We start from the raw sequence: 14,185 nt of genomic DNA, 5'->3' as shown, positions 1-14,185 counted from the left end.
GAGCGCCTTGGGCAGGATACGTAATCGTGCGCTGATGCACTACCGTCCGTTCCGTCCGCCGGGGTTCGGCGCGGTTCCATCCACGGTGGACGAACGTACGCGGACACCCCGTCGCGGGTGCGACGGGGTGTCCGGTGACACGTCACGGTCGGGCGTACGGGTGCTGGTCAGTCGTCCTGGCCCGCGGCGGGCGGCGTCGCCATCTTGTGGTTCTGCCCCGGCGTGCAGAAATGGTGGAACGTGACCGTGGCGCTGACGTCCAGGGCCTCCACCCAGTGCCACCAGCCCACCGGGACGAGCAGCATCTGACCGGGTTCCAGGACGGTTTCCAGCACGGTCGCCTCGGCGAACCGTGGATGCCGGACGGGGTCCGGGTCGGCCGCGTCGACCGCGCTGAACGTGCCGCCCCGGGGGTAGACGAGGTGTCGTTCGTACGACGGCACGAGCCGGACGTGTTTGCGGCCGAGCACCTGACAGAGCAGCACGCTGCTGTTGTCCACGTGCAGCGGCGTGACCGTGCCGGCCGGGCCGAGCAGCAGGTGCCCGACGGCCGACGGGTCCACGATCCCCGCCGGGGGCCGTACGTCGGCGGCGAGTGGCCGCAGCGGTCCGGACCAGTTCTCGTTGCGGGGGACCATGTAGTAGTCGTTGGTGCGGACGCCGGAACCGAGGGCCGTCAGGTAGTCGCGGAACGGCATGGTGGTGCGGTGCCGGTCGTACTGCCAGGCGTGGTCCGGGTTGGCGTCCCGACCGGTCATCACCTCGACCTGGGCGTCGCCGCACTTCGTGGCCAGGCTCTCCAGCGTCCACTCCAGGGCGGGCCAGTCCGTCATCAGGCCCTCGATCACGACCGGCCGGTTCCCGAAGTAGTACCGGGAGAAGAACTCCTCCGGCGTGAGGTCGGCGCGACGCTCCAGCGTGCCGCCCCCGTCGCTGTTGCGCAGCGCCCGGTAGGTGTCCAGCACGGACTCCATCCAGTCGTAGCGCAGCGCGAGCCGGCGGCACACGGCGAAGTACGGGTGGCCGGTGAGTTCGGCCAGTTCCGCGTCGACCGCGTCGGCGTCCCCGCACCCGGCGACGGCGGCCGCCCGCGCCTCGTCGACGGAGGCGCCCATGGCCAGGTTCTCGGCGAGCCACTCCCGCCAGGTGTCGCCGAGCCGGGTCGGGGCGTGCAGCGTCGTCATGCCGCTGCCGGCACGGCGGTGAGCTGGGCCGTCCGCACCCTTTCCTGGCAGGTCGGGTACGAGTTCTTGACGTGCGCCGGGAAGTGCTCGGCGGCCGGCGGCGGAGTGAGCCGCGCCTCGCGGGCGTACTCGGAGCAGTTGACGTACGAGTTCTTGACGTGCGCCGGGAAGTGGTCGGTGACCGGCGGCGGGGTGAGCCGCGCCTCGCGGGTGTACTGGTCGCAGTTGACGTAGGAACCCTTGACGTGGGCCGGGATGTGGTCCGGAGAAGAGGTCATGACCGACAGTCAACGGGCCGCGCCGTCCCGGTCGCCAGGGGCCGGTGTCCCGACCCGGCCGGGACACCCGGGATCACCCGAACGGCGGTACCACCGTGTCCCGGCCGTCCCGGGACTCCCGCCTCTGCTGGCCGGGACCGCGCCACCCGCACACTGCCGTCCGCGCCTGCCGACCGGTTGGCGCGGACGGATCAGGAGGATCCCGACGTGCGTGTGTTTCCCAGACGCGTCCGGCGTCGCCGGGCGTGGCTACGCCCGCTGATCGCCGCAGCCGTCGCGGCGGTCGTGGCGCTGGCACCCAGCCCGGCGGTCGCCACCGACCCGGTGGACTACCAGGCCGCGAAGTTCCACGACGGGGTGTTCGCGGCCTACATGCGGGCCCACAACGGTGGCGTAGCCGGGCTGAAGAACCTGGTCCTCACCGCGGAGCTGTTGGACTGGCGGACGGCCAACCGGGGCGCCTCCCGGGACGATGTGGTGCGGCACCTGGTCGCCACCCGGCAGGCCGTGGACGCGGCCGGCGTCTCCGACACCACCGCCCGGACCACGTACGCCACCACGATCAAGGTCATCGACGCGTTGTCCGGCGTACCCGGGGTGTCGATCGGCGCGCCGATGGTCAAGGCACTGCTGGACGCCACCATCGGCGGGACGGTGACGGCGTCCGCCGAGGTCGAGGACGCGGTCACCAGCGCCTACCAGCACTACCGCTGGATGGACGCGCTGTACGGGGTGCAGGAACGGGCCTGGGGACAGCTCACCCGCGCCGCCGCCCAGGACGCGGACCTGGCCGCCGCGTGGGACGGCACGATCGGCGCGCAGGTCAACGTGCGGGCCACAGCCACCACGGAGCAGCTGCTCGCCGACCCGGTGCTCGCCTCGTTCATCAACACCGAGGCCATCCTGGAGCACCTCGGGAACGAGCAGGCGTACCTGGCCGCGCTGCGTACCCAGCTCACCACGGCCCTCGACAAGGTCTCCGGGCAGAACGCGGAGATCATCGAGCGGCTCGCGGCGGCGGACCTGAAGTACCCGGTCGGTCCGGGCCCGAAGCCCACCCCACAGGACTACACGAACGCGCTCGCCGAGGCCGCGAGCCGACAGGTCGCCATCGACGCGGCCGGGTCCGCCGTCAGCATCCTCGCCACGCTCGCCGGCTTCGCCGACGAGAAGGCCGGCAAGGAGGTGCTGGCGCTCGGCAAGGCCGCCGTCGGCATCGCCACCGCGATCAACCAGTACCTGCCCACGGTCGCCGGCCTCGGGCTCAGCGAGGCGCTCGGCTCGCTGAGCACGATCGTGCTCACCGGCAACGTGCTCGGCGCGGTGATGACGCTCGCGCCGCTCTTCTTCGGTTCCGGTCCGTCCGAGCACGAACTGGTCATGCAGGAGATCGGCAAGCTCCGGGAACAGGTGGCCGCCCTGCGCACCGAGATGCACGACCGGTTCGACCGGGTCGAGGCGATGTTGACGGCGATCTACGACGACGTGATGTCGATCATGTTGAAGATGAGCACCGACCTCGACGGGATCATCCGCGACATCGACGCGGTGAAGCGCCAGATCGGCGGCCTGGAGAGCCGAGTGGACCAGCTCAGCCTGTCCATGCAGGAGGCGTTGAAGAAGAGCGCCCTCAGCGACACCGAGTATGTGATCAACACGTACGTCGGTTACCGGGCGCGGAACGGGCGCACGCTCGGCGTCGCGCAGTACGACGAGGCCGAGGGCCGGTTGTTCACCACCGCCACGTCCACCAGCACCGGCGCGCCGTTCGTGCTCACCCCCACCGAGTGGGCGCAGCCCGGCACCGACCCGGCACGGGTGCTCGACGAGAAGGGCCCGTACGGCGCCGTCGACTATTTGTCCCACCTGGCCCGGACGTGGGACCCGACCTTCCCGGCGACGAACCGGGTGCCGCACGCCGGGGTGTGGACGATGTCCGCGCGCGCGTACAACGCCCTCGCCCTGGAGAATCCCGCGCTCGCCGGCGACATGACCAGCGAGAACTCGTTCGCCGTCCGGCTTCGCCGCTCCGGCCAGAGCATCCTGGACGCCGGCAGCCGGTTCAGCCAGCCCGGTCCGGACGGGCACCGCAACGCGTTGTTCACCGGCCTCGTCGACGGCTACCGGAGCGCGGTCAACGCCCAGTCGGCCGAACTCCGGCGGTTGCGGGACTCGGTCACCGGCGGCGGCTACAACCCGTGGTACGGCCCGGACCAGGCACCGCCGGTGCGGCTCACCAACACCCGCTCGTACTGGTCAGCCGTTCCCAACGCGCAGGGCAAGGACGAGAAGTCGTACAACGCCGATGGCAAGATGAACGGCTGCGGGCAGGACGGGCTGCCCCGGGTCCAGATTCCGGCCAACGTCCAGCTCGCCGACCTGCCGAATGCGTTGCAGCTCCTCACCTACGGGACGAAGGAGCAGTTCCAGCCCCACTTCCGGATCTGCTACGACGCCGTCTTCGTCAACTTCCGGACCACCACCGGACCGCGCCTGGAGACCACCACGGCGGACCTCCAGCTCACCGTGCGCCAACAGATGAGCCTGAACCAGGGCGACTTCTGGATGGACGTGCGGAGCCACCGCAACACGCACAGCGCCGGAATCATCTGCTCCTGGAGCACCCGGGAGAACCCGCCCACCGGCTACTGCCACGACGAGACGTACGTGATGAGGTACGAGGACGGTGGGCACCGGACCGCGTTCGAGAGCGGAGCCGGTTCGGCCGACAACCCGGAACGGCTCACCATCGCCCGGACCAAGGCCGACCGCATGCTGTGGGGCAAGCAGAAGCAGTACCACCAGGTGGTCAACGACGCGTTCGCGGACCCGACGTCGCAGCTGCGGGCGAAGAACAAGAAGATCACCGAGATGGTGCGGCTGCTCCAGGCGTACACCAGACTCGGGTTCCCGGTCGCCCTGGAGAACGACGGGTCGCTCAGCGGCCACCTGTTCGGGGACACGCCGCTGCCCAGCGACTACCGGCACCCGGCCGCCCCGGTGGGGCGGGAGCTGCCGCAGACGAACATCAGCCGGGCGTACGTCGTCGCCGAGGCGAACTACGCCCCATGTACGCAAAGCGCTGCCGGTGACCCGTGCCCGGACGGGATGACCGAGATCGACCCCCGGGCCGGGCAGACGCCCATCTACTCACCGGCCTGCTCGGGCGCGGACAGCCCCGGCTCGCCGAACGAGTACCTGGGCAACTGCATCCACGCGGTCGCCATCGAACGGGCCGACGCCCTCGGCGCACTGTACGAGACGCACTCGCAGCGCCTGGCCGCGAACGTCTACACCGAACGGCTGCCGGAGGTCGCCTCGGTGATCGACCAGATCAGGGTCACCGGCGCGGCGGTGACGGCGAGCTGAGCACGCGTGCGCAGGGTCGGGCCGGGACCGGCCCGACCCTGCGCGCATGTCCGGCCGAACGGTGGTCCGCCGCCGTCGGCGACGACTGACACAGTGGATGGATCATGTCGACTCCCCGCCCGCCCGACCGGATCGCCGCCTGGGTGGTCCTCGCCGTCACCACCGGGTGCACCACCGCCGCGATCGTGATGTGGTGTGTCGCGCTGCCGGCGTTCACCGACACCCAGCTGTACTCGCTGGTGGACCTCATGGACGGGATCGTCTACGGCGGCGTCGCATGGCTCGTGCTGAGCCGGCGACGCACCGGCGGTCGGCTCGCCGGGTGGATCGTCGCGGCCGCCGGGGTCGGCGGGTCCCTGTCCGCGTTCGCCGCCCAGTGGGACCTGCTGGCCGACGGCCCGTACTGGTTGCTGTCCGCGCATCACTGGGCCTGGGTTCCCGGCCTGTACGCGCTGGTCGTGGTGATGCCGTGGCTGCTGCCGGAACGGACGCCGACCCGCGTCGAGCGGGTCGCGGTCGCCGTCGGGCTCGGATACGTGGCGCTGATGTGGGTCCTCGTGCTGACCGCGCCGCCACCACGCGGCCTGGTCCCGCTCGGGCCCACCGCCACGGCGGTCCGCGCCGCGCTCGCCGGGTCGGTCGGGTACGCCCTGGTGCTGCTCGGTCTGCTCGCCGCGGCGGCCTGCGCGTGGCGCTGGAGGCACGGCCCGCGCCAGCAGCGGCACGGCATGGGCTGGGCGACCGCGGGCAGTACGCTGCTGACCCTCGCGTTCCTGGTCACCGTGCTGCCGCCGGTGTTGCCCGCCTCGGTGCCCGCCCTGCTGATGCTCGCCTCGCAGGCGTTCTTCCCGGCGGCGGTCGCCGTGGTGGTGCTCCGCCAGCAGATGTGGGGGCTGCGGTTGGCGGTGCGGCGGGCCCTGGTCTGGTACCTGATGACCGCCGGGGTGATCGCCGGGTACAGCGCCGGGGTCACCGTGCTCGACCGGGTGCTGCCGGACGCGTCGTCCGCGCCCCGGATCGTGGTGACCGCCGCCATCGCGGTCGCCTTCCAGCCGGTGCGGCAGTGGGTGCAGCGTGGCGTGGACCGGCTGGTGCACGGCGACAGCCCGGAGCCCCTGATGCGCCGGGTCGCCCACAGCCTGCACAGCTCCGCCGAGCTGGGGCCGGTGATCGCCGCCGCGCTGCGCCTCGCCGAGGTGCTGGTCACCGCCGACGGGCCCGAGCCGCCCCCGCGTGCCGGGGGCACGCCGGTGACCGTGCCGCTGACCAGTGGAGGTCGCCCGGTCGGGTACCTGCACGCCTGGCCGCGTCCGGGGGAACTGCTCGGCGGCCGGGTCACCGACGCGCTCACCGGGCTCGCCCCGGTGGTCGCCGCCGTGGTGGATCTCGCCCGGACCAACGAGGAGCTGACCCGCTCGCGGCGACGGCTCGCCGAGGCCCGCGACGAGGAGCGCCGGGCCCTGCGTCGGGACCTGCACGACGGGCTCGGCCCGGCGCTGAGCGGCATCGGTCTCGGCCTCGCCGCCACCCGCAACCTGCTGCACCGCGACCCGGCCCGCGCGGACGACCTGCTGGAGCGGCTGATCGCCGAGCTGACCACGCGCGCCGAGGACGTCCGGGACCTGGCGCACGGCCTGTTGCCGCCGGTGCTCGCCGACGGCGGCCTGGAACCCGCGGTGGGCACCCTGCGCGACCAGTACGCGCGGGCCGGGCTGGACATCGCCGTGCACGTCCCGGTGCCGCTCGACCCGCTGCCCGGCTCGGTCGCCACCGCCGCCTACGGAGTGACCGCCGAGGCGGTGCGCAACGTGCACCGGCACGCCGGGGTGAACCACTGCACGGTCACCCTGGAGCGGCGGCCGGACCTGCTGCGGGTCGTCGTCACCGACCACGGTCAGGGCCCGCCCGTCGGGTCGACCCGGGGCGTCGGCCTGCACGCGATGCGGGAACGGGCCGACGGCATCGGTGGAACCCTCACCATCGGCCCGGCCGACCCACGCGGCACCATGGTGCGGCTGACCATCCCCCTGGAGCTGCCGTGAGCGCACCGATCCAGGTCGTCGTGGTGGACGACCACCCTGTCTTCCGGCTCGGCATGACGGCGTTGCTGTCCACGCTCGACGGCATCGAGTGCGTGGGCGAGGCCGCCGACGTGGCGACCGCGTTGCAGGTCGTCACGCGCGTACGGCCCTCGGTCGTGCTGATGGACCTGCACTTCGGGCAGGGCTCCGGCGTCGAGGCGACCCGGGTGCTCACCCGCGACCACCCCGACGTCGGCGTGCTGGTCGTGACCATGCTCTCCGACGACGCGTCGCTGGTCGCGGCGATGCGCGCCGGGGCCCGTGGCTACCTGCTCAAGGGCGCCAGCGCCGCCGACGTGGAGCGCAGTATCCGGGCGGTGGCCAGCGGCGACCTGGTCCTCGGGGCCGCCGTCGCGGGTCGGGCCGCGCTGCTGTTCCGCGCCGGTTCCGACCGCCCGGAGCCGTTCCCGCAGCTCACCGATCGGGAACGGGAGATCCTCGGGCTGCTGGCCCGGGGCCTGCCCAACGCCGGGATCGCGCAGCGGCTCGGGCTGAGTCCCAAGACGGTGCGGAACAACGTCTCCGCCATCCTGGTGAAGCTCCAGGTGAACAGCCGCGCCGAGGCGATCACCGCGGCCCGGGACGAGGGACTGGGCGACCCCTCGTCCGACGGTCGGCGTGGGGCAAACCAGCACTAACCCCAGCAAAATCGTTTCCTGGATCGAGTCAAGTTTCTGGCGAAGATCACCACGTGGGCCCGGTCATGTCGGGCGCGTCAGCGGGAAAGTAGGCGCAATCGGGATTGGCGATCAGGTCGACGCGGGAATAGCAGGTGACGAAGGAGGAGGCCATGTCGCCCACGCAGGTAGTCGTCATCGTTCTCGTCGTACTTGTGATCGCCGCCGGAATCACGCTGGCCGTGACCGCCGCGCGCCGCCGTCAGCTGCGCCAGCGGTTCGGACCCGAGTACGACCGGGTGGTCGCCGAGCGGGCCAGTCGCAGCGAGGCGGAGAAGGAACTCCGCGAGCGCGAGCGCCGGCACGCCGAGCTGACCCTGACCCCGCTCGACCCCGAGTCGCGCGCCCGTTACGCCACCGCGTGGGAGGAGGTCCAGCTCCGCTTCGTCGACACCCCCGCCGAGGCGGTCGGCGACGCCGACGCGCTCGTGTCCCGGCTGGTCGCCGAGCGCGGTTACCCGACCGGGGACTTCGACCAGCAGGCCGCCCACCTCTCCGTCGAGCACGCCCGCACGCTCACCCGCTACCGGGAGGCCCACGAGATCCACCTGCGCAACGAGCGCGGCGAGGCCAGCACCGAGGAGTTGCGGCAGGCGGTCGTCCACTACCGGGCGCTCGTCGCCGACCTGCTCGGTGGCGAGCCGGTCGCGGCCCAGCCGCCGGCACCGCGCCGCGCCGAGGAGACCGAGACCCCACACGACGTCACGAGCCGCTGAGGAGGCCGCCGCATGCGCCAGCAGGAGCAGCAGACCGACCAGACCGAGGTGGTCCGCTCGGAGCCCGTACCGGTGCCGTCGCCGGACGGCACGGCGGCCCGGCGCGGGGACCGCGCCGGGCGGACCGAGGTGCCCGAGGACGCGCTCGACGACCGGGGCACCTTCGACGACCCGTCCGCGCGCCGGGACGGCCAGGGCCACGACCGGGCCACGGAACGACGGAACGACCCGGACGGGGTCGACGTGGACCGGACGGACTTCCACCAGCCCGGCCCGGTGCCGACCGCCTTCGGCGCGACCACGGTCGGCGGTGCGGTGGCCGCCTCGGCGCTGGCCAGCCCGATCCCGGCCGACGAGCCGGACCCGCGTGAGGAACGCACCGCCCGCCCGGGCGACGGCACCACCGGCGAGCAGGGGTCCGACCGCCGGGCGGACCCCACCGCGCTGCTGCACGGACACCACCGCGCGCAGACCATCGACGAGGCCGAGCCGGCCGGTCGGCACCGGGGCGAGGCACCCGGCAGCGACCGGACCGACGACCGCCGGGAGACCGGGGTACGCCCGGACGCCGCCACCGGCACCGCCACCGCCACCGGCGCTGGTGCCGGCTACGGCAGCCCGGCCCCGGCGATGGTGGACCCGGACGCCGCCCCGGTGCCGGTGTCCACCGACGGCGCCCCGGACACGCTCACCGCCGCCGGCACGACCGGCTCCTCCGCGTCCGCCCTCGCCGAGCCGGCGACGCTCTTCGACCCGGGGACCGCGCAGGGCTTCCGGGACCGCTGGCGGGACGTCCAGCTCCGCTTCGTCGACGATCCCAAGGCGGCGGCCGGGCAGGCCCAGGGCCTGGTGGAGGAGGCGATCCACGCGCTCGCCGCGGCCCTGGCCGAGCAGAAGAACCGGATCGGCGGCTGGCAGGACGACGGCTCCGCCGACACCGAGCAGCTCCGCCAGGCGGTGCGCCAGTACCGCGACTTCCTCGACCGGGTCCTCGGCCGCTGAACCGGCGGACCCGGCACCTCCGGAACACCCCGGACGCGTCGCGTCCGGGGTGTTCCGCCGTGCGCAGCGCGCAGGACGGACCGGTCGCGCGAACCGGTCGGGCGCATGGGGTGGGTTCTGCGGGGTACGCGAGAGGGATCACGGAACGCGCCTGGGGACAGGAGGGCAGCAACGATGACGGATCGCGACCGCAATGCCGACCGGCCGCTGGAGGAGAGCCCCGAGATGGCCGCCGCGGCGGACGACGAGACGACCGTGCCGCAGTTGGTGACCGGCGGCGGCCCGGACGACGAGAACCCGGACTTCGTGGCCCCGGGCGAGTCCCCGGCGGAGCGCGGTGGCACCGACGAGCTGATCGGCGACCCGTACCGGAGCACCGGCGGCGGGGACCGTACGACCGTCCGTACCGGCGCGGAGCAGCCCTGGGAGCCGGAGGACCTGGCGGTGGCCCGGGGTCAGGACCCGGATCCGGCGAACGTCGAACGGGCGCGGCGCGACCTGGAGCGGGAGGGACGGGCGGCGGTCGAGCGCACGGTGCCCTGACCGGCACGGGGCAGGGCCCCCGGCCGACCACGTGGGTCGGGCCGGGGGCCCCAGGGGAGGCCTGCCGCCTCCGGCGCCTCACAACCGGAGGGCGGCGGGCAGGTTGTGGAGATCAGGACAGCGGCGGGTACGCGTTGCGCATGAGCTCCTGGAACTGGGCGGAGAACCAGGCACCGGAGATCGGCGCGTTGTCCAGGGCGCCGCTCATGTTGTTGCCGTTGCGGGCGTTACCGGTGTAGGTCGGGTCGCACATCCGGTCGAAGCCCTTGCCCTCGTCGTTCGGGATGTACTTGCTGGAGCCGTCCGACTCGCCCGGAGGCTTCACCCAGACGTAGGCGTCGATGCCCGGCTCGGGGGCGACCGTCGGCCGCTCGCCGAGGCCCGCACCGGCCTGGTTGCACCAGTTGCCGGCGTGGATCCGGCGGTCCATGCGGCCACCGTTGACGTAGGTGTCCACGTTGGTCGTCGCACCCGGGCCGGTGGGCCGGGCGGCGCCGCCCCAACCGTTGCGGGAGGTGTCGATCAGCATGCCGATGCCGGAGTTGAAGCCGACCCGGACCAGCTCGTTGCGGAACGCCTGGGCGAAGGTGAGCTCGTCGGTGTACTGGTTCCAGTCGATCCACTTGGACTGGCGCACGGACTGACCGTTCACCGTGTCAGTGATCTTGACGTACGGCTCCTTGAGCGCGGAGTAGTTCGCCGTGTTCACGATGAAGCCGTGCACGTTGTTCACCGTGCTGCCGGAGGCGACGGCGGCCTCCTTGAGCTGGTTGGCGGTCGGGGTGAAGTTGCTGTCCCAGCCGATCCAGCCGTGGTGAGCGGCGTCGATGTAGTTGTAGACGTTGCCGAGCGCGCCCAGCTTGGCCAGGGCGTAGCCGACACCCTGGACGTACGCGCCGTTCGCCTTCACGACGTCACAGGCCGCGGTGCCACCCGGGTTGCCCGAGGTGTTGGTCACCAGGTTGGGCAGCGAGTCGATCTCGATGATGTTGATGATCCGCAGACCCGCGTACTTCGGGTCGGCCTGGATCGCCGCGATCGGGTCGATGTACTGCGCCTTGTACTTCGGCAGTTCGTCCGCCTTCAGCTCGCCGTTGGACGCGAGCGCGGCGCAGTCGCGGCCGGGCAGGTTGTAGATGACGAACTGGATGTAGCCCGCGCCCTGGGCGAGAGCAGTGTCCAGGTGGTCCCGTACGCCCATCGAACCGTTCGAGCTGCTGTCGTCGGTGCCCTCGATGGCGGCGATCCGGTCCAGCCAGACGGCGGTCGGGTTGTTGGAGATCCGGTTACCGCCCGGCTCCCGCTCCGCCTTCGCCTTCCACTCCGGGTTGACGTAGCCCTTCACCCCGGCGTACGGGTTGTCCACCTTGGGGCCACCGGGCGGCGGCGTGGTGGGCGGCGGCGTCGTGGGGGGCGGCGTGGTCGGCGGCGGGGTGGTGGGGGGCGGCGTGGTGGGCGGCGTCCCGCCGTTGCAGGCCGTGCCGTTGATGGTGAACGACGTCGGCTTCGGGTTGCTGCCGCTCCAGGAGCCGTTGAACCCGACGCTCGTGCTGGCGCCGGTGGCGAGCGCGCCGTTGTAGGACTCGCTCTGCGCGGTGACGTTCCGGCCCGACTGCGACCAGCGTGCCGACCAGCCCTGCTGCACCCGCTGGTTGGCGTCCGGGAAGGCGAAGCCGAGCGTCCAGCCGGTCAGCGGGTCGCCGAGGTTCTTGATGGTGATGGAGGCGGTGAACCCGCCCTGCCAGTCGCTGGACGTGTAGCTGACGTCGCACTGGGTCGCGGCGTGCGCCACGGTGACCGGGATGGTCACCAGGCCGCCGGCGACCAGGGCGCTCGCGCCGGTCAGCGCGAGTGCCCGCCGCCTGGCGGACAGACTTCTCCACAGATTCATGCCACTGATCTCCTTGGGCGATACCGGACCAGGGAACGGCCCGGCTGCTTTCAGGCCCTGGAAACGTCGTTCCACAGAGGCCCTCGGGGGTGATGGGGATGCCCGACCCGGACGGGCAGCGGTGCGGTGCGGTGCGGTGCGGCCGAGCGGAGCCGACCGACGGTGCGGCCTCGACGTCGTCCGGTGGGGACCGGCTGCCCTCGACGCTCCGGCTGCGCGGTGTGGCTCCTCGTACGCAGTGCAGTGATTCTTGCATGGGAGCGCTTCCATGACAACCTCTCGATACCTGCACGTCACTGACCGGGAATTTCCGGGTGATGAGCCGGTAACGACGCGCGGCGACCGGAGAGGTCGCTAACCCCGCTTACCACCCGGCGAAGCCGCTTCACCGACACACTCCTAAACACGAATCTTTCCTCTCATAGGTCGCGAATCGGTCTAACGTCTGACCTAGCTCGGCTTCCGCCGGGTCAGGACGAAAAGGGATGGAGTGACGCAGGTCATGGCTACCAACAAGCTCGGGAAGGTCGTCGCTGGCGCTGCCCTCGGCGGGGCCTCCTTGCTGGTCTTCACGCCGGGCATCGCCTTCGCCGACAACGGCGGCGGACACGACGACCACCACAAGGGCAAGGTCTACGCCGACCCGTACGCCGTGCGGCCGGGTCACGAGGTCAAGCTCATCGAGGTCTGCGCGGAGCGCCAGGAGCACGCCTACGTCTGGTCGAAGGTGACCGGGAAGGTCAAGCTCCACCCCCGGGACCACCACAAGAAGGACCACGACTGGCGGGGCGAGGAGTCCGAGAGCGGGGAGAAGGGTCACGGTTCGAAGAAGGACCACGACTCGAAGAAGGACCACGACTCCAAGAAGGACCACGACTCCAGGAAGGACCACGACTGGGGCAAGGACGGCGACTCCGGCAACGACTGGGGCAACGGCAGCGACTCCGGCAACGGCAACGACTGGGGCAACGGCAGCGACTCCGGCAACGGCAACAGCTGGGGCAACGGCAACAGCTCCGAGAACGGCAACAGCTGGGGCAACGGCAACAACAACGCCCCGGGCAACACCGCCGAGAACGGCACCAACGCCCCGGGCACCACCGCCCCGGGCAACACCGCCGGCAACGGCACCAACGCCCCGGGCAACACCGCCGGCAACGGCACCAACGCCCCGGGCAACACCTCGGAGAACCGCCAGCAGTCCGGGACCGGTCCGTCCACCCAGCAGTCCGACGAGACCGGACAGCCGGGCATGAACAACGGCGGCTGGGGTGCCGGCGACGAGGCCAAGGACGAGGCCAAGAAGAAGGCCGACGAAGAGGCCGCGAAGAAGAAGGCCGACGAGGAGGCCGCGCGGAAGAAGGCCGAGGCCGAGGCCACCGCCGAGGAGGAGAAGGCCCACGAGGACCGGGGCGCCGAGGAGGAGTCCGCCGAGGAGGGGGCGAAGGACCGGGGACCGCGGTTCGTGTACTACGGCGAAGCCGAGATCCCGTGGGACGCCGAGCCCGGCAAGTACGAGCTCAAGGGCTCCTGCGGCGAGGGCACCCTGATCGTCCTGCCCAGGGGACACGTCAAGGGCGGCGACGGGGGCGCCACCAGCACCGACCGTGAGGCGACGGTCGGTGGAGCGGCGATGCTCGGTGCTGCGGCGCTGGGCGGCATCGTGCTGATGCGGCGCCGTCGGACCGATGAGTCGCTGGTCTGACGCGGGGACACGTGCCGGCGGCCGTCACGGGAGACCGTGGCGCGCCGCCGGCGCGGCCGCGGTGGCGCTGACCGGCGTCCTCGGTGTCGGGCTGCTCGGCGTGGGGCTCACCGGGTCGGAACCGGCCCGGCCACCGCAGCCGATCGTCGGGGCCGGCACCCTGCCGGCGACGGCGTACCCGGACGTCACCGGGATCGACCCCGACGTGGACGTCGCGCCGGAGTCCGACGACTCGGGCGAGACGGTCGGGATGGCCCGTTCCGAGCCGACCACCATCACCATTCCCCGGATCGGCGTGGACGCCTCGATCATGTCGCTGGGCGTGGAGGCGGACGGGACCGTCCAGGTGCCTCCGTTGCAGCAGGCCCAGCTCGCCGGCTGGTACCGGCTCGGCGCCGCCCCCGGCGAGGTCGGCAACGCGGTGATCGTCGGGCACGTCGACTCCAGTTACATCGGACCCGCCGTCTTCTACGACCTCGGCGCGCTGCTGCCCGGCGACACCATCAACGTCGCGCGGCAGGACGGCAGCACCGCCACGTTCCGGGTCGACGCGGTGCGGTCGTACCCGAAGACGGAGTTCCCCACGGAGCTGGTCTACGGTCCGAACGACCGGGCCGCGCTACGGGTGGTCACCTGCGGTGGGAAGTTCGACGAGAAGGCCCGTGACTACCTGGACAACGTGATCGTCTTCGCCACCCTGGTGATCTGAGGCGGGATGGCGGGCGGAGCGCCCCGCGCG

11 protein-coding genes are annotated in these 14,185 nt (G+C 72.1%); 8 read left to right on the top strand and 3 right to left on the bottom strand.

The window, feature by feature from the left end; all coding sequences use genetic code 11:
• Positions 1–167: 167 nt before the first annotated feature.
• Together GA0070618_RS16315 and GA0070618_RS16310 are read right to left on the bottom strand one after the other, a co-directional pair.
• On the bottom strand, positions 168–1,184 hold the full coding sequence (locus tag GA0070618_RS16315; protein WP_088982407.1) for a cupin-like domain-containing protein: 1,017 nt from the start codon (positions 1,182–1,184) through the stop codon (positions 168–170).
• Positions 1,181–1,462 carry a hypothetical protein gene (locus tag GA0070618_RS16310; RefSeq protein ID WP_088982406.1) on the bottom strand — a complete coding sequence of 94 codons (282 nt, stop codon included), beginning with the start codon at positions 1,460–1,462 and terminating at the stop codon, positions 1,181–1,183. Before GA0070618_RS16310 ends, GA0070618_RS16315 begins: the two co-directional genes overlap by 4 nt.
• A gap of 207 nt (positions 1,463–1,669) precedes the next feature.
• Here GA0070618_RS16310 and GA0070618_RS16305 point away from each other — a divergent pair, with 207 nt between their 5' ends.
• The 6 genes from GA0070618_RS16305 to GA0070618_RS16280 all read left to right on the top strand — a co-directional run bounded on the left by GA0070618_RS16305 (position 1,670) and on the right by GA0070618_RS16280 (position 9,850).
• On the top strand, positions 1,670–4,831 hold the full coding sequence (locus GA0070618_RS16305; RefSeq protein WP_143740359.1) for a hypothetical protein: 3,162 nt from the start codon (positions 1,670–1,672) through the stop codon (positions 4,829–4,831).
• 104 nt (positions 4,832–4,935) lie between these two features.
• Positions 4,936–6,873: a sensor histidine kinase gene (locus tag GA0070618_RS16300; RefSeq protein ID WP_088982404.1), complete on the top strand. Its 1,938-nt coding sequence runs from the start codon at positions 4,936–4,938 to the stop codon at positions 6,871–6,873.
• Positions 6,870–7,550, top strand: coding sequence for a response regulator transcription factor (locus tag GA0070618_RS16295; protein ID WP_088982403.1), 681 nt, complete (start codon positions 6,870–6,872; stop codon positions 7,548–7,550). The genes GA0070618_RS16300 and GA0070618_RS16295 overlap by 4 nt, the downstream gene beginning before the upstream one ends.
• A 152-nt stretch (positions 7,551–7,702) precedes the next feature.
• Positions 7,703–8,305, top strand: coding sequence for a hypothetical protein (locus tag GA0070618_RS16290; protein WP_088982402.1), 603 nt, complete (start codon positions 7,703–7,705; stop codon positions 8,303–8,305).
• A 12-nt stretch (positions 8,306–8,317) separates the two neighbouring features.
• Positions 8,318–9,307, top strand: a complete 990-nt coding sequence (locus GA0070618_RS16285) for a hypothetical protein (RefSeq protein WP_088982401.1) — start codon at positions 8,318–8,320, stop codon at positions 9,305–9,307.
• A gap of 174 nt (positions 9,308–9,481) precedes the next feature.
• Positions 9,482–9,850 carry a hypothetical protein gene (locus tag GA0070618_RS16280; RefSeq protein WP_088982400.1) on the top strand — a complete coding sequence of 123 codons (369 nt, stop codon included), beginning with the start codon at positions 9,482–9,484 and terminating at the stop codon, positions 9,848–9,850.
• A gap of 112 nt (positions 9,851–9,962) precedes the next feature.
• On the opposite strand, the gene GA0070618_RS16275 is transcribed toward GA0070618_RS16280, so the two are convergent.
• Complete coding sequence (locus GA0070618_RS16275) at positions 9,963–11,741, bottom strand: glycoside hydrolase family 6 protein (protein ID WP_088982399.1); 1,779 nt, start codon at positions 11,739–11,741, stop codon at positions 9,963–9,965.
• A 502-nt stretch (positions 11,742–12,243) separates the two neighbouring features.
• Between GA0070618_RS16275 and GA0070618_RS16270 the strand changes: the two genes are divergently transcribed.
• Positions 12,244–13,446, top strand: coding sequence for a hypothetical protein (locus tag GA0070618_RS16270; RefSeq protein WP_157748947.1), 1,203 nt, complete (start codon positions 12,244–12,246; stop codon positions 13,444–13,446).
• The gene (locus GA0070618_RS16265; RefSeq protein WP_088982397.1) at positions 13,430–14,155 is read left to right on the top strand and encodes a class F sortase; all 726 of its coding nucleotides are present in this window, start codon (positions 13,430–13,432) and stop codon (positions 14,153–14,155) included. The genes GA0070618_RS16270 and GA0070618_RS16265 overlap by 17 nt, the downstream gene beginning before the upstream one ends.
• Positions 14,156–14,185: the final 30 nt, after the last annotated feature.

Origin of the sequence: Micromonospora echinospora (assembly GCF_900091495.1) — a bacterium.
Lineage (GTDB): Bacteria > Actinomycetota > Actinomycetes > Mycobacteriales > Micromonosporaceae > Micromonospora > Micromonospora echinospora.
This window is presented reverse-complemented; position numbering and strand designations above follow the sequence as displayed.